Source organism: Kribbella qitaiheensis, assembly GCF_014217565.1.
Classification (GTDB): Bacteria; Actinomycetota; Actinomycetes; order Propionibacteriales; family Kribbellaceae; genus Kribbella; species Kribbella qitaiheensis_A.
This window is the reverse complement of sequence record NZ_CP043661.1, coordinates 2,157,618-2,176,828: the sequence shown is the minus strand read 5'-3', so window position 1 is coordinate 2,176,828 and position 19,211 is coordinate 2,157,618. Positions and strand designations below refer to the sequence as shown.

General features: G+C 65.1%; 21 protein-coding genes. 16 read left to right on the top strand and 5 right to left on the bottom strand.

What is annotated here, in order from left to right:
• The first annotated feature begins 50 nt into the window (after window positions 1-50).
• The 8 genes from F1D05_RS09835 to F1D05_RS09800 all read left to right on the top strand — a co-directional run bounded on the left by F1D05_RS09835 (window position 51) and on the right by F1D05_RS09800 (window position 5,520).
• Window positions 51-1,040, top strand: a complete 990-nt coding sequence (locus tag F1D05_RS09835; RefSeq protein WP_185447039.1) for an enolase C-terminal domain-like protein — start codon at window positions 51-53, stop codon at window positions 1,038-1,040.
• The gene (locus F1D05_RS09830; protein ID WP_185447037.1) at window positions 1,022-1,465 is read left to right on the top strand and encodes a hypothetical protein; all 444 of its coding nucleotides are present in this window, start codon (window positions 1,022-1,024) and stop codon (window positions 1,463-1,465) included. Before F1D05_RS09835 ends, F1D05_RS09830 begins: the two co-directional genes overlap by 19 nt.
• Window positions 1,465-2,130 carry an HAD family hydrolase gene (locus tag F1D05_RS09825; RefSeq protein WP_185447035.1) on the top strand — a complete coding sequence of 222 codons (666 nt, stop codon included), beginning with the start codon at window positions 1,465-1,467 and terminating at the stop codon, window positions 2,128-2,130. Before F1D05_RS09830 ends, F1D05_RS09825 begins: the two co-directional genes overlap by 1 nt.
• The gene (locus tag F1D05_RS09820; protein ID WP_185447033.1) at window positions 2,127-2,924 is read left to right on the top strand and encodes a class I SAM-dependent methyltransferase; all 798 of its coding nucleotides are present in this window, start codon (window positions 2,127-2,129) and stop codon (window positions 2,922-2,924) included. Before F1D05_RS09825 ends, F1D05_RS09820 begins: the two co-directional genes overlap by 4 nt.
• Window positions 2,921-3,757: a creatininase family protein gene (locus tag F1D05_RS09815; RefSeq protein ID WP_185447031.1), complete on the top strand. Its 837-nt coding sequence runs from the start codon at window positions 2,921-2,923 to the stop codon at window positions 3,755-3,757. Before F1D05_RS09820 ends, F1D05_RS09815 begins: the two co-directional genes overlap by 4 nt.
• Window positions 3,741-4,505: a phytanoyl-CoA dioxygenase family protein gene (locus tag F1D05_RS09810; RefSeq protein WP_185447029.1), complete on the top strand. Its 765-nt coding sequence runs from the start codon at window positions 3,741-3,743 to the stop codon at window positions 4,503-4,505. The genes F1D05_RS09815 and F1D05_RS09810 overlap by 17 nt, the downstream gene beginning before the upstream one ends.
• A gap of 4 nt (window positions 4,506-4,509) precedes the next feature.
• Window positions 4,510-5,160, top strand: coding sequence for an L-threonylcarbamoyladenylate synthase (locus F1D05_RS09805; RefSeq protein ID WP_185447027.1), 651 nt, complete (start codon window positions 4,510-4,512; stop codon window positions 5,158-5,160).
• 162 nt (window positions 5,161-5,322) lie between these two features.
• Window positions 5,323-5,520, top strand: a complete 198-nt coding sequence (locus tag F1D05_RS09800; RefSeq protein ID WP_185449872.1) for a hypothetical protein — start codon at window positions 5,323-5,325, stop codon at window positions 5,518-5,520.
• On the opposite strand, the gene F1D05_RS42905 is transcribed toward F1D05_RS09800, so the two are convergent.
• Genes F1D05_RS42905 through F1D05_RS09780 form a run of 4 tightly spaced genes read right to left on the bottom strand, consistent with a single transcriptional unit; the run spans window position 5,463 to window position 8,322 of the window.
• Complete coding sequence (locus F1D05_RS42905) at window positions 5,463-5,768, bottom strand: site-2 protease family protein (protein WP_185447025.1); 306 nt, start codon at window positions 5,766-5,768, stop codon at window positions 5,463-5,465. The genes F1D05_RS09800 and F1D05_RS42905 overlap by 58 nt on opposite strands.
• Before the next feature lie 13 nt (window positions 5,769-5,781).
• Window positions 5,782-6,513 carry an N-6 DNA methylase gene (locus F1D05_RS09790; protein WP_185447023.1) on the bottom strand — a complete coding sequence of 244 codons (732 nt, stop codon included), beginning with the start codon at window positions 6,511-6,513 and terminating at the stop codon, window positions 5,782-5,784.
• Window positions 6,510-7,805 (bottom strand): hypothetical protein, encoded by a 1,296-nt coding sequence (locus F1D05_RS09785; protein ID WP_185447021.1) that lies wholly within the window; start codon window positions 7,803-7,805, stop codon window positions 6,510-6,512. Before F1D05_RS09785 ends, F1D05_RS09790 begins: the two co-directional genes overlap by 4 nt.
• A 55-nt stretch (window positions 7,806-7,860) precedes the next feature.
• Window positions 7,861-8,322: a hypothetical protein gene (locus F1D05_RS09780; RefSeq protein ID WP_185447020.1), complete on the bottom strand. Its 462-nt coding sequence runs from the start codon at window positions 8,320-8,322 to the stop codon at window positions 7,861-7,863.
• 1,788 nt (window positions 8,323-10,110) lie between these two features.
• Here F1D05_RS09780 and F1D05_RS09775 point away from each other — a divergent pair.
• The 4 genes from F1D05_RS09775 to F1D05_RS09760 all read left to right on the top strand — a co-directional run bounded on the left by F1D05_RS09775 (window position 10,111) and on the right by F1D05_RS09760 (window position 12,123).
• A complete protein-coding gene (locus F1D05_RS09775) occupies window positions 10,111-10,293 on the top strand; it encodes a hypothetical protein (protein WP_185447019.1) in 183 nt (60 codons plus the stop codon).
• A gap of 131 nt (window positions 10,294-10,424) precedes the next feature.
• Window positions 10,425-10,901 carry a hypothetical protein gene (locus F1D05_RS09770; protein WP_185447016.1) on the top strand — a complete coding sequence of 159 codons (477 nt, stop codon included), beginning with the start codon at window positions 10,425-10,427 and terminating at the stop codon, window positions 10,899-10,901.
• A gap of 128 nt (window positions 10,902-11,029) precedes the next feature.
• A complete protein-coding gene (locus tag F1D05_RS09765; RefSeq protein ID WP_185447014.1) occupies window positions 11,030-11,506 on the top strand; it encodes a macro domain-containing protein in 477 nt (158 codons plus the stop codon).
• A gap of 56 nt (window positions 11,507-11,562) precedes the next feature.
• Window positions 11,563-12,123, top strand: a complete 561-nt coding sequence (locus F1D05_RS09760; RefSeq protein ID WP_185447013.1) for a hypothetical protein — start codon at window positions 11,563-11,565, stop codon at window positions 12,121-12,123.
• A gap of 79 nt (window positions 12,124-12,202) precedes the next feature.
• Here the strand turns inward: F1D05_RS09760 and F1D05_RS09755 are convergent, their stop codons facing one another.
• Window positions 12,203-12,700 carry an Lsr2 dimerization domain-containing protein gene (locus F1D05_RS09755; protein WP_185447011.1) on the bottom strand — a complete coding sequence of 166 codons (498 nt, stop codon included), beginning with the start codon at window positions 12,698-12,700 and terminating at the stop codon, window positions 12,203-12,205.
• Window positions 12,701-12,851: 151 nt separating this feature from the next.
• On the opposite strand from F1D05_RS09755, the gene F1D05_RS09750 reads away from it, so the two are divergent.
• From F1D05_RS09750 to F1D05_RS09735, 4 genes are all read left to right on the top strand, one after another.
• Window positions 12,852-14,699, top strand: a complete 1,848-nt coding sequence (locus tag F1D05_RS09750) for a DHH family phosphoesterase (protein WP_246486566.1) — start codon at window positions 12,852-12,854, stop codon at window positions 14,697-14,699.
• Entirely contained in the window at window positions 14,696-15,496 is an 801-nt protein-coding gene (locus F1D05_RS09745) for a CPBP family intramembrane glutamic endopeptidase (RefSeq protein ID WP_185447007.1), read from the top strand. The genes F1D05_RS09750 and F1D05_RS09745 overlap by 4 nt, the downstream gene beginning before the upstream one ends.
• A gap of 91 nt (window positions 15,497-15,587) precedes the next feature.
• Window positions 15,588-16,028, top strand: a complete 441-nt coding sequence (locus F1D05_RS09740; RefSeq protein WP_185447005.1) for a hypothetical protein — start codon at window positions 15,588-15,590, stop codon at window positions 16,026-16,028.
• Between the two features lie 1,176 nt (window positions 16,029-17,204).
• Entirely contained in the window at window positions 17,205-19,190 is a 1,986-nt protein-coding gene (locus F1D05_RS09735) for a DNA primase family protein (RefSeq protein WP_206686141.1), read from the top strand.
• Window positions 19,191-19,211 lie beyond the last annotated feature (21 nt).

Genomic DNA, 19,211 nt, shown 5'->3' with positions numbered 1-19,211 from the left:
CACCGAGGTACGCGAGGGCGCCGGGCCCGGGAGACGACGCGCTGTTCGTCATGGTCCACACTGCGAGAGAGACCGGCTGTTATGGTCCGGTCAGCGAGCGGATCGGGGTCTACGCGAGAGACACACTGGCGTCGGTGGTGCAGGGGACCGACGCCGCGGACCACCATGGCCTACTCAACCGACTGCGGCAGGCTGCTCGCATCGCACCCTCCGACGTCGCGTCGTGGGCGGTCGGCGCGGTCGACTGTGCAGCGTGGGATCTCCACGGTCGCCTCACCTCGCGCTCTGTTGCAGATCTCCTTGCGACCGGGACGCCGCAGGTATCCGTGGCGGCCTATGCCTCGTGGCTCTCCCAAGACCTCACCAGTTGCGACGACCTGGATGTGTTGCGCGGAGTCGCGACGGGCGGCTGGCGGTTCACCAAGTGGGGACTTCGCCGAGCCGCGAAGGACTCCTCCGACGAGGCCGCTACGCGAATGGCACGAGCTGTGGAGCGTTGCTCCGATGCCATCGGTGCCCCTGTCGCCGTCGATGCCGTCGGCACCTGGACTCCAGTCGTGGCCATGGCTTTCGCGCGGCGCGTGGACGTCGCCGGCCTGCGCTGGCTGGAGGATCCGCTACCGCAGCACGACCTGAATATCTACGGACTTGTCACGGCCACAGGGTTGCCTCTGGCCGTCGGCGAGCGTGTCCACTGCGACGAGGACCCCGCCGATCTCATCCAGTACGTCCGTCCGAGCGCGCTGACTCTCGACGCTGTCGGCTGCGGCGGGCTCACTCGCGCGACGCAGATCGTCGAGCTGGCCCAAGCCCAGGCTGTCCCCGTATACCCACATGGTCGCTCGATCGTTCCCGGCCTCCACCTCGCGGCAGCCTTCCCCGACGCGGTGCCAGCAGTTGAGTACCGGCTCCAGTGGGAGCCGCGACGCCAGCGCCTGTACGACGTTCCACTTCGCCTCGAGCACGGACGCATCGCCTTGCCGGACACCCCTGGTCTCGGCACGATCCCGAGGAGCACCACATGCCCAGCACATCGCTGAACCTACCCGTGACCGGCACAGTCAGCCACGGCCCGGACGGACCGCTGCTGGTGCTCTCCGAGCGGCTCGACGGACATAACACCTTCCTCAAGGGCAGCCTCGACGTGGGAAGCTCGTCGGTCCCTGTCCGCATCCTGACCCTGGACGACGTCACCGTGCTGCGTCCGGTGGACCACTCCGCCGTTCCCGACCTGGGCGCCGTGTGGCAGGGGACGCTCCACCTGCCACACGGTCTGCGACCGCGAACCATTCCAGCCGACCTGCAGGAGGTGGCAGCAGAGGAGGGGCGATCCCTGGAGGCGCTGGACGCGGCTGAGCTGCGCTACGTCTTGACCTACCTGTCCGAGTCCACCACGACCGCCATCCGGGAGGCACGCGTCGAAGCCATCGTCTCCGCCCTGCCGACGACTACGGAGAAGCCCTGATGACCACCGCACCCTCGCTCCTGGTAACGGTCGACGTCGGCGGAACCCTCGGCACCGCCGACGGCCCCGGTCTGACGATGCGACTGACCGAAGCCTCCCCGCTGCCAGCGGCTGAGGCTCGGTCGGTCATGCGGGCCAGTCTCCACACCCAACCAGCGCTCACCGACGCCGTGGTGGCGGAGGTCTGCGAGGCGTTGGAGATGCCCTCGGAAGCCTTTCCCCGCGACCTTGCCCCGGCCCCGTTCCGACTCTTTCCCGGCACCACGGAGGCGCTGCGCCGAGTCAGTGCCGTGGCGACTGTGGTCACGCTGTCCAACGTCACCTGCGTCGACGCCGACACCGAGGGACTACGCGGCCTGCTCTCCCCATGGGTAAGCGACTTTTTCCCCTCCTGCCGCATCGGCCACACCAAACCGGACCCGCGCGCCTTCCACACTGTCCTTGACCAACTCGGGGTCGGCCCCGGTCGCGTGATCCACGTCGGCGACGACTGGACCTGCGACATTGTGGGAGCCGTGGAATCGGGCCTCAGGGCCGTCTGGATATCCCGCGGTCGCCAAGTCCCCGATGAATCATTGGTCGTTGACAGTCGTGTACTCGTTGCAACGGACCTGGCGGCAGCCGCCACGCACATCGAACACCTCGCAGCAGGGAGCGTCACATGAGCCTCTTCACCGGTACCACTTCGTACTACCGCCAGTTCCGCCCCGGCATCCCCGAGGATGTCGCAGCGGTACTCGACCGCGCCGCCTCCGTACGCAACGACGGCCCCCGCCGGCTCCTGGACGTCGGCACGGGGACAGGTCTTGTGGCCGAGGCGCTCGTCGGCCGCTTCGGCGACATCATCGCCGTCGATAACGACGCCGACATGCTCGCCGCGGCCGAGTTGGCGCTGCGGCCGAAGCTCCCCGAGGGGTCCAGCCTGTTGCTCGTCCAGAGCACGGCTGAGGACTTCAGCCCACCTGCTGGCTGGCAGGCCGAACTCGTCACCATCTGCCGGGCGTTCCACTGGCTCGACCAAGCCGCCGTCCTGGCCCTCCTCGACGGCCAGGTCGCTCCTGACGGCGTGGTCGCGATCTTTGGGGACAACAGCTTCTGGGTTGCTGGCAGCCCTTGGAAGGAAGCCGTCCGGGATGTGGTGAAGAGCTTCCTGGGGGAGGAGCGCCGCGCGGGGACCGGCACCTTCCAGCACCACAACCGCCCCTACAGCGAGATCATGGAGGAGTCGCCCTTCGACGAGGTCGAGGAAGTCCGCGTCCCCGTCCAGCGCATCTGGTCCGCCGAGAGCATCCTCGGCTACCTCTACTCCACGTCCTTCGCCGCTCCCCATCTCTTCGGCGACCGGTTGAAGGAGTTCGAGGCCGCTGTGAAGAACCGGCTGACCGATTTCAGCGACAACGACACTTTTCCCGAGGAGAACGAATTCCTCATCCGGCTCGGCCGGCGGGGCAGGAAGTGACGGCTGAAGGCGAGGACAGGTCGTACGGCAGGCTGACGGCCCCGTGCGTCTCGTCCGAGTTGAGTGAGCAGTCGATTCTCTGCCTGCCGGTGGGGTCGCTGGAGCAGCACGGCCCGCACCTGCCGCTCAATACCGACGCCGTCATCGCCGAGCGCTTCGCCGCCCGACTGGCCACGCATGTCGCGGACCGGTACGACCTCTGGGTCGTGCCACCTGTGCCCTACGGGCTTTCCCCGGAGCACGTGTGGGCGTCCGGCACCATCACCTTGAACATCGCGCTCTACACCTCCCTGATCGAGACGCTCGTGGGGGAGTACGTCCGCTCCACACCGGCACAGGCGATCCTCATCGTCAACGGCCATGGCGGCAACAAGGGCGTCCTAGAGGCCCTCGTGCACCAGCTCCAGCGCACGCACGACGTAGCCACCTGCGTGGTCAACCCCGGCTCCCTTGCCGCCAGTCAGCTCCAGGCCGCCGACGAATTCCCTGAGGTTCACGCCGGCATCCGCGAGACCTCCCTCATGCTCGCCCTCGCCCCCGACCACGTACGGCTGGATCTCCTCCCCAACGGGTCCATCCCCGACCTCGGCCAGCGGGAGGAGATCCAGCGCCTCGTCTTCGGCCGCGGCGTCACCTGGCCCTGGTCATCCGGCAGTCCCGCGATCTCCGCGCACGGTGTCATCGGCGGCGACCCGCGCCACGCCACCGCGGAGCACGGCCAGACCCTCGTCACCGCTGCTCTCCATGCATGCACGGACATCCTCGATCGGCTCGTCCGACCCACACCGCACGAACCGACCGACGTACGGAGGGCCAATGAGTCTCACAGCTGAGGAGAAGGCGACTTTCAAACGAGACGGCGTCCTCATACGACGCGGGCTGGCAGCCCCCGGCCTGGTTAAGCGAGCCGTCTCCCTGATCGACGCGTCGTACCGCAGGGAAATGACTCCGGAGGACATACCCGCGTACTCCCGGCGCACCTTCGCCCCGGAACTGGGAGACAGCGCAGAGCTGCTCTCCCTCTACACGGAGACCGGCGCGACTGGGCTCGTCGTCGATCTACTCGGTGACGCCGCCCCGGTCACGACCTCCCAGATCCAGATTCGCGTGCCCGAAGGCGAGTTCCCCGGCGTGCAACCGGAGAAGGCCATGCACGTCGATGGCGTCTCCTGCCCGCACCTGGACCCGCGCGAACTGCGTACGTTCTCCCTGCTCGTTGGCGTCGTCCTGTCCAACATCAGCGACCCGCAGTGCGGGGCCCTGCACTATCTCCCCGGTGGGCACGTCGCCATGGCCCGCTGGTTCGCCGGTGAGTGGTCACTCGGGATGACGGAGCAGGTTGCGCCGGAGATCGACCGGGAACGCGGGACTCCGTTTCTCGGCATGCCGGGGGACGTCCTGCTGATGCACCACCTCGTTCCTCACACGGTGGCCAAGAACCTGATGCCCTTCCCCAGGGTGATGGCGTACTTTCGCGTTTCCCACCCGGACCACGCGGGTCGTCGCCTCGAAGCCCTTCGCGACCCGTGGCTCGACTACCCGCCACTCAGGGATGTCCCCGCGCCTACCTTCCAGGAGTAGCACCATGCGCACGATTCACCCCGGCGAACTCGACACTGCAGCCCGTGCCATCGAGGCCGGAGAGCTCGTCATCGTCCCCACCAACCGCTGGTACATGATCTGCGCCAACGCCAGCAACGCGGACGCCTCCGGCAGCATCTTCGCGGGCAAGCGGCGCCCCAGCGGCAAGTCCCTCGTCTACGTCGTCCCCTCACTCGCCATCTGCGAGCAGCACTTCCAACTCGGCGCCGAAGCACGGAAACTCGCCGAGCAGTTCTGGCCCGGTGACCTCGCACTCCTCCTGCCATGGCGAGACCCCGACGACGCCGCACGCCATGCCGCCGTCGGCTCGCCGGCGCTTACCACCATGGCGCCCGGAGTCCTCGGCGAACTGGCGGCACGGGCCAAGGTCCCCGTCGCCGCGACGACGGCCAACATCTCCGGCGACGCGGGGCCGAATGACCGTGGTCCCGCCGTGACCCTCGACGAGGTCCATGCCTTCCTCGCCGTCTCCGGCCTCGCGGTGTCCGTCATCGTCGACGGCGGGGTATGCCCCGCGGCCAACCACATGACGATCGTGGACTGCTTCACCCCGGAGGCCAAGCTCGTGCGCACCGGCCTCGTCCACCAGCGGGCCGTCACTGCGGCTCTTGGGCGGGAAGTGCGGCCTTCCTGATGGAGTTACCGAGCTACGTTGAGCGAAGACGGATGGTGAGGCGCGGAGACCGGCGGTCGAGCGGGACGGGGTGTCCATCGCCTGCATCACCGCTGCCAACACCTCCCCGACAACACCTCTTCGGAGGTCCAGGTCGGTGGTGGATGAAACTGATACCGACTCGTGAAAGGTCAGCATCGGCGCGGCTGGTGGTCCCGGTTCGGTGCGTTGGTCAACGCCACGGTCACGGACGATGCCGCCGGCGTGATCCCGGGAATCGAGCACTTCGCCATCCACGGCGGTAGCCCGGTGGAGCTGCGCCACTACCTGGCCGACGTGCGGGAACTGGCGCTCCTGTTCCACCGCGAAGCCACCCCCTGAACAGGCGGGGCGTGTGTGCCGATCGCTGCGTCCGCGAGCGTCCCGCCCACCAACCCCCGGCCCCTCTCGGCGAGAACCCTCACGTTCTCCTCACACCTCTGCTGAGAGTGGGGCAGTGTCGGGCCGAAGCCCACCGCGTACTGGCTGACCCGGCAGCCGTACTTCCTCGTGAAATACAGGTGGCCGAATTCGTGCAGTGCGATCGACAAGAAGATCGCGAGCAGGAAGACGATCACCCCCCAATGCATAGGTCAGGACGATTCATGAGCGAGCCTCCGCCATAGAGCGCAGCGTCGTCGCGCCGAGCAAAGTCTGCATCTCTTGCACAGCATCGGCATGGCGGAACTTCCAGCCCCATCCACCGAGGATGTGCGCTGGTGTTCGCCAGGTGTCGAACGTTTCCATGGTGAGGGTGTTCCTGCGGTGAACGACCGCGGGAACGTGGAGCAGGGACAGGTGGATGTAGGCCATGTGCACGGCCTGGCGCGCGATGTCTTCTGCCGTCACGTGCAGTTGCGTTTGGGGGTTCAACCCGGCGGTGCGCATCTCCTGAGAGACAGCGACGATGAACGCGGCCGCTCCACACGCCGGCTCGTACAGTTCCGCAAAACCGTGGGAGCGGACGCGTTCGGCAATCCCATCGATCTGCATCCCGGCTACGAGCCTGGCGACGTCGTAGGGGGTGAAGAACTGGCCGAGACGACCGTTGCCCAACTCCAGCTCCATGTAGAGACGGCCGAGTACGTCGCAGGGCTCTTGTTCCATGGCTTTCACGACGAGCGCGAGGGCGTGCGCGAAGCGGTTCAACTCCTCGCGGTCGTACCGCCCGGCAATGCGCAGGTACTGCGCCTCCCGTTCGTCGTATCCCCAGGAATCCACCGCGTTCCGAAAGGTGAGCGCGGACATCTCGACGAAGTCGTCAAACACTTCCGACATTCGTTTCGCGCCAGCGTTCGCCTCGAGCAGCTTCACGATCTTCTTGTAATCGCTCACGAGTCGGGCTCAGCAACGGCGCGTACTGTGCTGGCCATCTCCACGTGGCGGGCGGCGATGTACATGCCTTCTCGATTCAGGTGCCGTGAGTAGCTCGAGTCGAGGTAGAGGACCGGGATGTCGCCGGCGGCTTGCAGGAGCCGTGGGTGCAGCATCTCGCGGACCGGTCCCGCGCCGCCGCCGTATACGTAGACGACCTCGGTCGTCGCGCCGGCCTGCGAGAGGACGTCGCCGAAGGCGGAGACGATCGCGTCGACCAGGTACGTGGCTTCGTCGGCGACGAAGCCGGCGGCACGCTCATGCCGGGCCTTCTGCAGCACCGAGGGTGGGGCCTGAAGGAAGTCAGCGAGCTGCTTGCGCGAGGTGAACTGCAACGCCTTATCGGACTCGCTCATGCGCTCCATGGCATTCATGAGCGCCGTACCGTGACCCTGCTCGAGCGTGAACGCTGCTTCAGGGTTGAACCTGCCGTCGGTGAAGACCGGGAAGTTGACGGTGCCCTCGCCGATGTCCACACCGACGGTATTTTGGACGGCTACGAGATCGGCCGCGGTGACGTCGGCGAACGCGTCGGCTTGGCGGGTTCGCAGGTCGTCGAGAAGTGCCTGCGCGAGCAGCTCTTTCTTGTCGGTGATCGCGAACTGCGCCGAGGCGCCTTCAGCCATGACCTGGACGTCGACGAACTCGAGACGGACCGAGACCGGCGTCGAGAAGTTCTTGATCGTCACGAGGTGAACCAAGGGCTCGGTGCTGCCAATGCCCATGAACTCGGCCGCATAGGCGTTGCGGCGCGCGACGAACTCCGAGATCGGCAGCGCCAGACCAGCGCGCACCTTCACGCGCAGCTCGCGGTCAGGAAGTGCTCCTGTGGCGCGAACATGGTCGCGTAGAGCCTTGGCCGCGAAGACTCCGAGTACGAGCACTTTGGCGAGTTCTTGGTCGACCTTGCTGTGCTTGCCCAGGACCTCGAACTCGGTGAACTTGGAACCGCGCACGTTGAGCGCGGCTCGGCCGAAGATGCGGCGGTCGCTCGCGGCGACCAGGGGAGTGCTCATCGTGCAGTCGAGCCGGTTGTAGAAGTCGTCACCTGCGGCTGCAGCGTCATCGCTGAGAACCTCCGCGGCGGTCGTGTCCGCGAGTGGCACTTTCGGGTTCTGGCGGCTGGTCGAGGTAACCGCCGATGGGAGGTCGATCTCATCGAAGACGCCGTTTTCGTTGTTGCGGATGACGCCTTTGACGTAGCCGTTGCCGACGTCGATGCCGCCGGTGAGGGGGATAGTCTCTTCGCTCATTTCTGGATCCTTCGTGTGCATCGTCTGGTGATCGTTCGCACTGCGGCAGGCACTGCTATTTGCGGGTGGCCGACATGATTTCGTCGATGGACGCTTGCGGCCTTGCCGGCGTAGACCCTGGCTTGGGCTCGATGGTTGCGGGCACATGCGGCGAGGTTTGTACCGAGGCGTTCGTGGACGTATCGATCGTCGAGGTCGGCGCCGTGCTGGTCGCCGACGGTGCCGTCTCTGAGCGTGAGTTGGCGGTCTGCGTCTGCTGTGGCCCGGCCAGCCCGGCCAGCCCGGCTTCCTCGCTCTCACGCGGCACAGGCTGGTCGTGCCGAGGGACGTGGTCGACCGGCTTGTTCACCACGTCGGTGTAGCCCTCGCGCCCGATCGACTGCCGGATCAGCAGCCGCAGCGAACTCGAGATGTTCTCCTGGATGTCGAGCCATTCGTTCACCGACACATCGGCGGCCGGAACACTCCAGCGAAGCCGACGCGGCTCTCCCGTCTCGGGCTGACCGGCCTTCGTCATCGCGTGCACGCTCCCTCTCGTTCCTCATCATCGGGACTCATTCGGGTCTCACCTATGGTATCTATTGTGAATCTATCGCATGGTCTTAGAAAGGTCTATCTGAATCATTCAACTGGTCCAGAGTAGGACCAGCCAAGGCCCGCCGGACGATGCGGTAGCGCCGCTGACGGCCGCTGTAGGTGCAGCGCCGACTGCGCAAGGACCAGCCAAGGGCCGTGGCAGGACCCTGGATGACCGGCCATCTCCTAGCTGTGGGCACTCGGCGGCACGCCGGAGACGATCACCGGACCGGATCGCGCCCCCTGTACGTTGATCAGGTGCTTTCTCGGTCTCTCTAGGGCGCCGACCTGACCTCCTTGCCGCCCCGCAGGAGACCTAGGGCCGAGTGCTACCTCGTAGTGGCCGCGAGGGGAGCGAGAAACAGCCACGGTTAGGCCCCGAGACGCGCTCGCTGCAGTCCTGTCTGAGTGCCGGGCCTGTAGCGGATGCTGATGTGTCCTCGAGCGAGAATGGCACCGGCGAGCAAGAGCCGGGCTGAAGACCCGAATCCGCCGTTGCGAAGACCCGTAATGGCGGCCATCGCTACCTGTGTGGTCGCTCTTCGAACGCGCCCTGTCGCGACCCGCATGCTCTGTCCCTAATGCGCGATTCGTTCCGCTGCCCGATCTGGGAGCCCGCGGGTCGCCTCCTTCTGAATGCGCCCACGGCTGCTGCGCAGGGAGCGACAACGGGCCTGCGGCCCGCCTCGGGCGCGGTGCAACAAGTGCTAATGCGACGGACAGGCCACGGCGTGACTGGTGCCAACGACTGTCACCGAGGCCGGCGCGAGGAGACCTAATGGAGCCGACACACGATGATGCGACAGCCGCTGCGCGGCGCAAGGCAGACCGATCACAGCGGCAACGACCACCCCGACAGATGAGTTGAACCACTACGTGACCCCGCTGCTGCAGCGGGGCCGTCGCATCGCGACAGATGGCCAGAAGGCCCCGCAGCGGAACACCCGTACGGATGACAGAGGAACACGTCGTTCGTACCTCACGACGCCACGAACGGGCACCCGTACGGCGTTGCCGCCGGCCTCGAATCGAGCGAACACCCCGAGAGAGCCATGACCAGGGGAAACAGCACCGGACCGTACACGCGCTGCGCGCAAGATGACGCGACGTCCGGACCCGTACGTACCGATGAGTTCCCCTGATAGACCAGCGTTCCAGTCCTCCGCTAACGCTCCGGACGTGGAACAGAGGGCGGAGAAGAAAAGGGCATAAGGGAACCTGGCAACACGCGTGCTGTCGATCTCGCTTCGCTCGGCCCTCTCCGCTGCGCTCCGAGGACGTGTTGGTCGGCACAGCCGACGGGTTCCCCGGTCGCTGGCGCTCCCTCACCTCGCTGCGCTCGGCATGCCCAGGTGGCGCGATAAGCCGCGGCGGTCGTCGTCGATGAGGAATGGGGTCGATGCCCTACGGGCACGTTCACACAGTCGTTGAGCCGATGACCCGCAAACCGGTCATGTCATCGGAGAGCCAGCGGAGCTGGCGCGGGACGAATCAGGAGCAGACAGCCGGTCCGGCCCTTGCTCAAGCGGCCATAAGGGCGGACCACGAGACCGACAGTCCTTCTCGACGAAGAGCGCGATAGCGGCAGGAAGCGGTCTCGGATCAGTTCCAGTGACCGGTCAGTACGAACAACTTAGGAGACCACTGTGGACCTCGCCTTGCGACACTCGGCACGCATGACCTCTGCACACGAAACGGTCGCCGCCACCCAGGCAGCGGGGGAGTGCCTGTGCCGACTGACATTCCACTGATCAGGATCGCCGCGGAATGCCCCGATGCCGAGTGCAACTGGATCTCGCATGGACGTCAGGTCGAGTTAGTCCTGTTCGCCCACCTGGTCGAGATGCACGGATACGTCGATACGACCGCGCACATCTTGGCCTACGAAGCCACTGCTCGGCCCGACGTGTAGGACAAAGGCGGCGACGGCCACAAAGGAGCCGATCTTCTTGCACGTCAGTCTCGACCGACACGCTGAGCCTTGCTACAGCGATCTGTTCTGCGGCGGGTCCGCTGATCGATATGCCCCGAAAGGAATCCGCGATGACCGTCGACCAAGTCGTTGCCGAAAGCCCGCATAACCACCCGAGTCGGTGCTGCTGCGAGCTGGCCGCTAGAGAACTGACCAGCTGCCCCGCTTGCGGGTGGCCGTCGCTGTATCGGCAGACCTGCAGCAACTGCGGGTGGCGGGCTTATGCCGATCCGATCCGCTGCCCGATCTGCCCTGAGCATGCCGCCACGGCACCGTCCAGTGAAGGCCCCGACTGCATCGGCCGGTCCGGTATTGAGTACAGCACGTTGAACTCCGAGCGACTCTGGGCCGAGCTCAAGGCGCGCCCCGACTGCGAACATGGGTACCGCGCAACCGACTCCTGCCCTGGCTGCGACGCCGAGGAGGACGCGCGCCGATTCGTGGAAGAGGCGCTTCATGCCGCGACCGCTGGGAGCGCGGGCAGTTGGCAGACGGTCGCCGGCATCTTGGCCGACGAGGTACTACGCCTTCGCGCCGTCGGCCCGTAACTGCGAGCAATGCCTCAGCTGGATACAGGGCAGCTACATGGGGCCAACTTTAGCGACGAAGGCATTCTTCCCGCGACCTGCCGCGTGACCGCGATCGACGCGTATCTCAGATCAATACTGGAGCCGTCATGCCGATCATCTTCCAAAGCCCGGGAACCGACCTGTTCCACAGCGGCGCACAGATCCTCGTCAACCCCGTCAACACACGCGGCGTGATGGGTGCCGGCCTGGCCCGGCAGTTCAAGCGGCACTATCCGGGCATGTTTGCTGCCTATCGCGACCGCTGCCGGGCAGGGCTGGTGCAGATCGGGGCCATCGACGTGCACGTCATACAGGACGGGTTGCCGAGCCGGGTGATCATCGCGAACTTCCCCACGAAAGAGCACTGGCGCCACGCATCGCAGCTCCAATGGATCGAGTTGGGGCTTGTCGCTCTTCGGCAGATGATCATCGAATCCCACGCGCGGTCGATCGCCGTCCCACCTCTCGGCTGCGGCCTCGGAGGCCTCGACTGGGACGAAGTCTCTAGTCGAATCGTCCAGTCAATGATTCCGGTTGCCGAGATCGGTATCGACGTCCTCCTCTATCCGCCTGCCGCGCCTTAAGACGTCGAGCTCGTTCGAAGCCACTCCTCGATCACTCGAGCAGGAGAGTCGTCATCATGCCCAACGTCATTGCCCGCAGAGCCGACGAGGAGGGACCTGTAAAGGCCGCCTCCCGCCTCCGGCCGTCGCATGTCCTTCTCGTTACAGGTGCGCGCAGCTGGAACAACGAGGCATACATGCGCGCCAGTTTCCGTGACACCTGGCAGGCCTGGGGACCGTCGAATGTGACCCACCCGCTGCTCCTGTCTGGCCACTGCCCGGCCGATCGCCTGGGCCGTGGTGCTGATGCCATGGCTGAAAAGCTCTGGGAGCTGGCTGGGTTCGAGGTCTTTCCTGTTCCCGCCGACTGGAAGGCTCACGGTCGCCGCGCGGGGTTCGTCCGCAATCAGCAGATGGTCGACGTAGTGGTCAGCCTCCGGGCGCGGGGGAGCGTCGTGCGCTGCCTGGCATATCTCGACCTGTGTCGCAAACCAGCGTGTTTTCAACGCGCCAATGAACAGCTCATGCCGCAGTTGGCTGGGCACTTCTCACATGGCACCGTGGACTGCCGCGCCGCGGCCGTCCGAGCTGGTCTTGAGACCCTTGACGTTGTCAGTCCGTCGCTGGTGCCAGTCTGAGTGTGACGCCGGAGCGTAGTGGACGAAGGTCGGCCTCGTGGCAGAACACCGGCCGAGCCGGGTTAGAGAGCCTGCGGAACTACTTGCGTCGATTTTGCTTGTGGGCCTCGTCGTACGCGGCCTGGACAGCCTTCGGAATCCTGCCGGTATCAGATACCTGGAGACCCTTCTTCCGCGCCCACACCCGGACCTTCGCCCGCTCCTCGGCGGGATCAACGCTGTCCTGAGAAGATGCTGCATCGTCGCGCTGGATCTTGTGCGCTTTGTCGTACGCGGTCTGGAGGTCCTTCGGAATCCGGCCTGCCGCCGCGAATTGGAACCCGTTCTTGCGTCCCCACTCCCGGACTTGTGCACGTTCCTCGACGGTCGTCTCGGGTACCAGCGGCTTCGCCAAGGTCCGCTTGCGCTCCGCCGTCTCGCGGCCTCTCTCTACGTACGACCTGAGTTGCGTCTCGAGTTGCTTCTTCTCATCGTCGGTCAGGTCGATCTCGTACCAGGTGCCCTCGACGCCAAAAGTGAACGTCACGGCACCCAGTTCGCCGCTGATGTCCGACTCGAGGACCTCTCGCTTCGCCATGGCATCGACGCTAACTGATCGGCTGATATATGAGAAGTCATTCGCCGATGATTCGGCTAGATCAGTCAAAGGTACTGCGATACGAGCATAAATCGGATGCCTCCACTGCTAGGATCGCATAACGAGTCCCTAGTGAGGCAGCAAGGACATGATGACTACTACGCCCACTCTCGATGCTTCGACTCAGCAGCTGAATCGAGCTGAAACCACCACTGACCTGTTCACTCTTGTGTGCGAGCGCCGGGGGTGGACTGACAAGTATCTCGCAGCGATCGACAGCGATGAGCACGACGCTCTCAAGGACCTCGACGCGATGGTCGCCGCGCTGGAGGACATCCGCCGCTGCGGAGGAACGATCACGATCGCACCGGATTTCGACATGGACGGCATTGCCTCTGGTGTCCTCGGGTACGCCGGGCTCAAGGAGCTCGGCTTCAATGTGAATCTCCACGTCCCCGACTACCGCCGCGGGCACGATCTGACTCCAGACGACATCGCCGAGATCCATCGGTCGTATCCTGCGACGACCTGCCTTCTGACCTGCGATGGAGGAGTGAACTCACACGCCGGAGTTCACGCCGCACAGGCGGTGGGATGGACGGTCCTGGTGACCGATCACCACCAGGAACTTCAACCCGGCAGCGTCGCCGACATCACCGTCGACCCGTGCCGGCTGGACGAGACCTACGCGCTGCGCGGGATCTGCGGCGCTCACGTTCTGTATCAGGTGATCGAGGAGTACACGGCCAAGCATCAGCCTCTCAAAGCCTGGCCGATCCGGCTGCTGCGCCTGTTCGCCGGCCTGGGCACGGTCTCCGACGTGATGCCTGTGCTGTACGAGAACAGGCAGTTGGTCCGCGACTCGCTTTCCATCGCCCGGTTGCTTCGTGCACCCGCGCCGAACACGATCCCCAACCGGTACGGCGGCCTCGACCCTGACCCCGACGCCATCAACATCGGCAAAGCCACGCTCCTGCGGTTACTCGCAGCCCACTCTGGCGAGCACGACTCGGCGTACGTCGCAGCGTTCGAGGGCTTCGCGGTGCTCCTCAAGGCTTTCGCGCAGGCAGGCAAGGTACGCAGCGCCGACGACATCGACGAGGGGTTCTACGGCTTCTACATCGCGCCCGCGATGAACAGCCCGCGCCGCATCGGCACGCCGCTGTCCGACTGCTTCACGGTCTTCACCAGCCTGTCGCCTGCTCACAAGCTCGCGGCGGCCCAGCGGATCATCGCGAACAACGAGCGCCGCAAGGAGCTCGTCGTTGAACACCTGACCGAGCTGGTCGACGGCGATCAGCCACTGGCGCCGTGGGTCTATTTCTCCGATGCCCCTGCGGGCATGTATGGGTTGCTGGCCAATCAGGTGATGGAGCAAAGCGGCCGCCCGGTGGTCGTGCTGAATCGCCCGGCGACCCCGTCAGAGCCGGTCAGCGGGTCCGGACGTGCCCCGGGCTGGTTCGAGATCATCACCGCACTTGCGGGACATGATGACTTCTTTGCTATCGGGCATCAGCAGGCCTGCGGCGTCAAGCTGCGCAGTGCAGAAGCGCTCGAGGACCTGGTGGAGGTCCTCGAGAGCGCGACGCTCACCGCTCTGCAGACCGCTGGTGACTCGATCGGGCCGGACCGCGACCTGGTGCTCGGTGCGGGTCCGGAGTGCGACGCGCCGTTGACCGACATCGAGCCTCTGATCGAGCTGGTACGGCGCCTGGAAACGCTGCGCCCGTTCGGACACGGCTTCGCCGAGCCCGTCTTCGAGGTGGTAGTCGACAGCTTCAGCGTTGACCGGATTGGCGCCGAGAAACAGCACCTGCGCCTCGTCACCCGCACGGGTCTTGCCTGCCTGTGGTGGAACGCGGCCGTAGACCACTACGACCAGCTCGTGGAACTCGCTACCAGCGACACCGTGCAGCCGTTCCGCTTCCTCGGTCGGCTGCAGCTCAACACCTTCAGAGGAGAAACCCGGCTTCAAGTCGTCGTAGCGGACCCGTTGTGACGACGCGGGTGGCAGCTGCCCACCCCGTCGCCGCGGCCCTGAGCCGCCTTGGTTGGTGTGCGCTGGTCATTGCGGTGATCGTCGGCGGCTATGCCCTGCTCGCCTTGCCGGTAACTGGGTGGATCACAAACCCCGCCGAAGCCACCGCGGTCGTCGGTGGGGTCGTCGCACTCCTCGTCGGTGGCATTCGCCTTGTGTTCCCGCAACTGCTCTCGTATGAACCAACGCCTCCGCGCCCGAGAAGCGGAGAGCTCCTGCGAAACGTCTGGGGCTGGGCGTTGCTCGCGCTGACGCTGACGTTCCTGGCCGGCCAGGCAACCGCCGTGACGCTGTACGGTCTCGTCGGTTCCGCTGGTTTCGACCGGCATCTCGAAGCTGAGCAGGCCTCGGGCCCGGGGCTTGTGCTGATGCTGACCCTGCTGGTAGCACCGCTCAGCGAGGAGGCCATGTTCAGAGGACTCGCCTACCCACTGCTGCGCAAGCAGCTGAGCATCGCCACGTCAACGCTGATCACGGCCCTGCTGTTCGCTGGCATGCACGGCAATCTCGTCCAGGCCGTGGCCACCGTGCCCCTGGGGCTAATCCTCGCGCTGGTCGCCGAGCGCACGCGTCGGCTCTGGCATGTCGTCGTCCTGCATGCCGCATACAACCTCGCCGCGCTGATCACTCCGTTCGAAGTCGTGCAGGCACTGGCTGCGCCTCAGTACTGCGGCGCTCTCGCGACGGCTTGGGTGGTCTGCGTCGGATTCCTGTTCGTGTGCGCCCGGTCAGGGGGCTCCGTGACAGATTCTGGGTGACCGGGGTCGGACCGGTCACCGGGGGAGTGGCTAGAGAAAATGACGGTCAACCTGACCGTCAAAGTCAGGGTCGTGAAAGGAGCTGATCGTCGTGGCTGTCATCGAAGTCTGCGTCTACATCGACGACGAACTTCTGGCCCCGGCTCTGCTGCCGATGCTCGAGGCCAAGGCGCGCCTGGCCTTTGCCGGCGCCAAGTACTTTCCGACCTTTGACATCGGCTACACCCACATCTTCCGCATCACCGCCTGGGGCCGATCTCCGGCCGAGGCGCAGCGACGCAGCCAACGCAAAGTGGGTCGGTTCTACCGCAAGATGAACCAGGTCGAGGGCTTCAGCACGATCAAGCTCGAAAAGCGCGAGGACTTCATCCACAGCAACCACAATCACTCGGTCACCTACGAGATCATGTACGTGATCGAATGGACTGGATCGCGGACCCAGCGACCCGACTGTCCCTATCCGGAGTACCAGCAGGACCTGCGGAAGCTGGGGATCGCACCGGAGACAGCAGAGGTGCTGGCGCTGCGGTGACCCGATCGCCGCATCCCCCCGTCAGACCGGAGACGCGAGAAGAGCCGGAGAGGTTCCCTTCCCACGGGGAACGCCCTCCGGCCCTTCTCTACACGTATCCACTCGCCAAACGCGACGGCGATCTCTCGCCCATCAATCACAATAGCCGAATGAATGGATCCCCGACAAGCCGCGAAAGATTCTCCGGATGAGTTCCGAATGATGGAGACGTGGTAGATCGGCGATGCCCACCCGAAACCACCCCGAGCCGGCGACTGCCGGCGCCCTTGCCCCGGATGAGACCTCCCGTCTCATCCGGGGTTCTCGCTTTCGATCCCGGTCCGAAGCTCGTGAGCATGTACCACCGAGTCTGGTACGTCCCGAAATCAGCGCCTGACCAGGCAGAACGCCGACCGGGATGCCCATCCTCGGATGGCCGTGTACCACCCGCGACGTGCGAGTGGTACACGACTTTTCCCAGGTCAGCAAGGACTTTGACGCCCATGTACCGGATGTACCACCGATTTGGAACCCTTCCTCAAGATGATGGCTTCGACGACGGGGTGCCGGCAGGCCGCACTGGACGTCGCGTTCGGGCAGCAGCGCATCGACGTCTTGGGATCGGTCGACCAGTCGAGTGCGGACGGCTCTTGCCTGCGCATATCAGGTCAGAAATGTCTGGTACAGGCGGTACATGCGGTCTGAAGTGCCTCCTGACCTGGGTATATCTGTGTACCACTTCAATTTAAGAAGTGGTACACGACAGGTAGTTCACCGGTGCCAATCCTCGCCTGACCTGCAGAAACACCTGTACCACGTCGCGTGGTACAGCCAGCTCGGCTTCGGCGGGGACTGCTGACCACGAATGAGTGAGCCACACCGCTGTTCGTCCCTGCCTGGCCCAGGTCCCACTGGACGACTTGGACGGCTGACGCCGCCCCCGGGAGCCGATCTGAGGCGCACCGGCCGGGCGCCGGCCGTTCGTCCCGTGGCGACGATCCGGGCGGCCTCAGCGCTTCGCAGCCCGATCGCAGCTTCGCCCACACGACCCCTGAATGATTCGGCGCATCATTGAGAATGATTGCGAATGATGCGTTGATTGGCATAGGGTCGAGTGACACGTTCCATTCAGGTCCGAGTCCGTGTCGGCTTCCCACTTCCTGCCGACGGGCTCCCCAGCACGGGAAGAGGCGACGCATGTCCAACACTGGGATGGGCACGAGCCCGTCCTCGATGTCAGGTGACGACGGGCCTGTTCCCTCGACGATGCGCACGATGAAGCTACTGAGCGACCTGCTCGACTTCTTCAACGCCCGCTCGCAGGCCGCTGCCCCGCAGAACCTCATCGTCACCCATGTGACGACTACCTACCTGTCGCATCTCGAGCCGGCCAACCCGCCTGATCCGCGCGTGCTGGAGCAGGAACTGCTCGCCGCCGGCAACGCGGTGATCAAGGCCGAGAACACGAAGATCCCGCAGGGTGATGGCAAGCTGCCGCTGGCCAAGCGACTCTCGTACTGGCAGATCGCGCAGATCCTTCTGCGTCTGCACCACGTCATCCGGATCGCGCCGAACGCCAAGGACACCGACCGCGAGTACGACCTGCTCGCGATGTACAACGCCACGGGTGCAAACCGCGGCACCTACACCGTCAGCGAGGACGACCTCCGCACGACAGCACGGCGCTACAACACACAGCTCACGCTGAACGACTTCAAAGAAGTTCTGGCCATCCTGCGCGAGGACAGCCCCCGGACCCAGCGGTGCACGCATCGCGACCTCCTCGCCGTGAACAACGGCATCGTGTTCTACGGCACGCAGGACCGCGACATCGAGATTGACGGAAGAACCCTCCGGTTCGAGGCCAAGAAGATCCACCCCTTCGACCCGTCCGTCGTCTTCCTCTCCAAGAGCCGTGTCGACTATGTCGAAGACGCCTCGGTGCAGGTGATCACCCACCCCGTCGACGGAGACTGGGAGATCGTTGCCTGGCTCAACGAGATGTTCGACCAGCCGGGACAAGAAGGCCTTGCCGACCTGCTCTGGGAGATCATCGGCGCGATCGTCCGCCCGCACGTTCGCTGGGGCAAGACCGCATGGTTTTACAGCGAGCGCGGCAACAACGGCAAAGGCACGCTCTGCGCCCTGATGCGCAACCTCGTCGGCGATGGCACACACACGGCGATCCCGCTGGCCGACTTCGGCAAGGACTTCGCGCTCGAACCCCTGGTGCGGGCCAACGCGATCATCGTTGACGAGAACGACGTCGGGACGCTCATCGACAAGGCCGCCAATCTCAAAGCGATCGTGACCGGCGATGTCATCCAGATCAATCGGAAGTACCGGATGCCGATCGCGTTCCAGTTCTTCGGGTTCATGGTGCAGTGCCTCAACGAGTTCCCCAAGGCCAAGGACAAGTCGGAGAGCTTCTACCGCAGGCAGCTTTTCGTGCCGTTCACCAAGAGCTTCAGCGGGACCGAACGCAAGTACATCAAGGATGACTACCTGCAACGCAGGGAGGTCCTCGAGTATGCGCTGTGGTATGCGCTCAACCGCGCGGGAGCATCCGAGCCGGGGAACTACTACCACCTGTCCGAGCCTGCCGCGACCAACGCGGTGCTGGCCGAATACAAGGAGGTGAACGACCCGGTCAGGTCCTTCTGGGAGGAGTTCCGTGAGCTGTTCGTGTGGGATCTCCTGCCGTTCCCGTTCCTCTATGACCTTTTCAAGAGCTGGTTCATCCGTGTCTCGCCGTCCGGGTCCGTGGTCAGCCGGCAGAGGTTCGTTTCCGGCCTCGTGGCCGTTGTCGAGACTGACCCCGATTGGCACTGCCCGGACAAGAACCGCAAGATCCGTCCCGGCAAGTTGATGAACACCGCCGAACCACTGATTGCCGACTACGAGTTGAAGAGCTGGTATGCCCCCTCGTACAAGGGCAGCGACAAGCTGAGGCTCAGCAGACCGCTCCTTCAAGCCAGCTACCGCGGCTTGCTCCGACAGGTCCTGACCACGGGCCGGCGCGCAAGTCGCAGTCCACACCGGCAGCCAGGACGAGTCCTGATCTCCCGAGCCCGGGCCAGAGCCCGCCAAGGTCTGCCTGTTCAAGGCCCGTGCGCGACCAGCTGGACAGGTCAGCCATGCCCGAGGCGGCCGGTGCCTCAACGAGCCCGCCGCCGCGCGTGACCCCGAATCGAATGAGAGAAA

Bases quoted from the DNA above. Each gene is read 5' to 3' on its own strand.
- F1D05_RS09780 (WP_185447020.1), bottom strand. From the start codon at position 8,322: ATGACGAAGGCCGGTCAGCCCGAGACGGGAGAGCCGCGTCGGCTTCGC.
- F1D05_RS09825 (WP_185447035.1), top strand. From the start codon at position 1,465: ATGACCACCGCACCCTCGCTCCTGGTAACGGTCGACGTCGGCGGAACC.
- F1D05_RS09755 (WP_185447011.1), bottom strand. From the start codon at position 12,700: ATGGCGAAGCGAGAGGTCCTCGAGTCGGACATCAGCGGCGAACTGGGT.
- F1D05_RS09770 (WP_185447016.1), top strand. From the start codon at position 10,425: ATGACCGTCGACCAAGTCGTTGCCGAAAGCCCGCATAACCACCCGAGT.
- F1D05_RS09830 (WP_185447037.1), top strand. From the start codon at position 1,022: ATGCCCAGCACATCGCTGAACCTACCCGTGACCGGCACAGTCAGCCAC.
- F1D05_RS09810 (WP_185447029.1), top strand. From the start codon at position 3,741: ATGAGTCTCACAGCTGAGGAGAAGGCGACTTTCAAACGAGACGGCGTC.
- F1D05_RS09750 (WP_246486566.1), top strand. From the start codon at position 12,852: ATGACTACTACGCCCACTCTCGATGCTTCGACTCAGCAGCTGAATCGA.
- F1D05_RS09820 (WP_185447033.1), top strand. From the start codon at position 2,127: ATGAGCCTCTTCACCGGTACCACTTCGTACTACCGCCAGTTCCGCCCC.
- F1D05_RS09765 (WP_185447014.1), top strand. From the start codon at position 11,030: ATGCCGATCATCTTCCAAAGCCCGGGAACCGACCTGTTCCACAGCGGC.
- F1D05_RS09735 (WP_206686141.1), top strand. From the start codon at position 17,205: ATGTCCAACACTGGGATGGGCACGAGCCCGTCCTCGATGTCAGGTGAC.
- F1D05_RS42905 (WP_185447025.1), bottom strand. From the start codon at position 5,768: ATGCATTGGGGGGTGATCGTCTTCCTGCTCGCGATCTTCTTGTCGATC.
- F1D05_RS09760 (WP_185447013.1), top strand. From the start codon at position 11,563: ATGCCCAACGTCATTGCCCGCAGAGCCGACGAGGAGGGACCTGTAAAG.
- F1D05_RS09835 (WP_185447039.1), top strand. From the start codon at position 51: ATGGTCCACACTGCGAGAGAGACCGGCTGTTATGGTCCGGTCAGCGAG.
- F1D05_RS09785 (WP_185447021.1), bottom strand. From the start codon at position 7,805: ATGAGCGAAGAGACTATCCCCCTCACCGGCGGCATCGACGTCGGCAAC.
- F1D05_RS09805 (WP_185447027.1), top strand. From the start codon at position 4,510: ATGCGCACGATTCACCCCGGCGAACTCGACACTGCAGCCCGTGCCATC.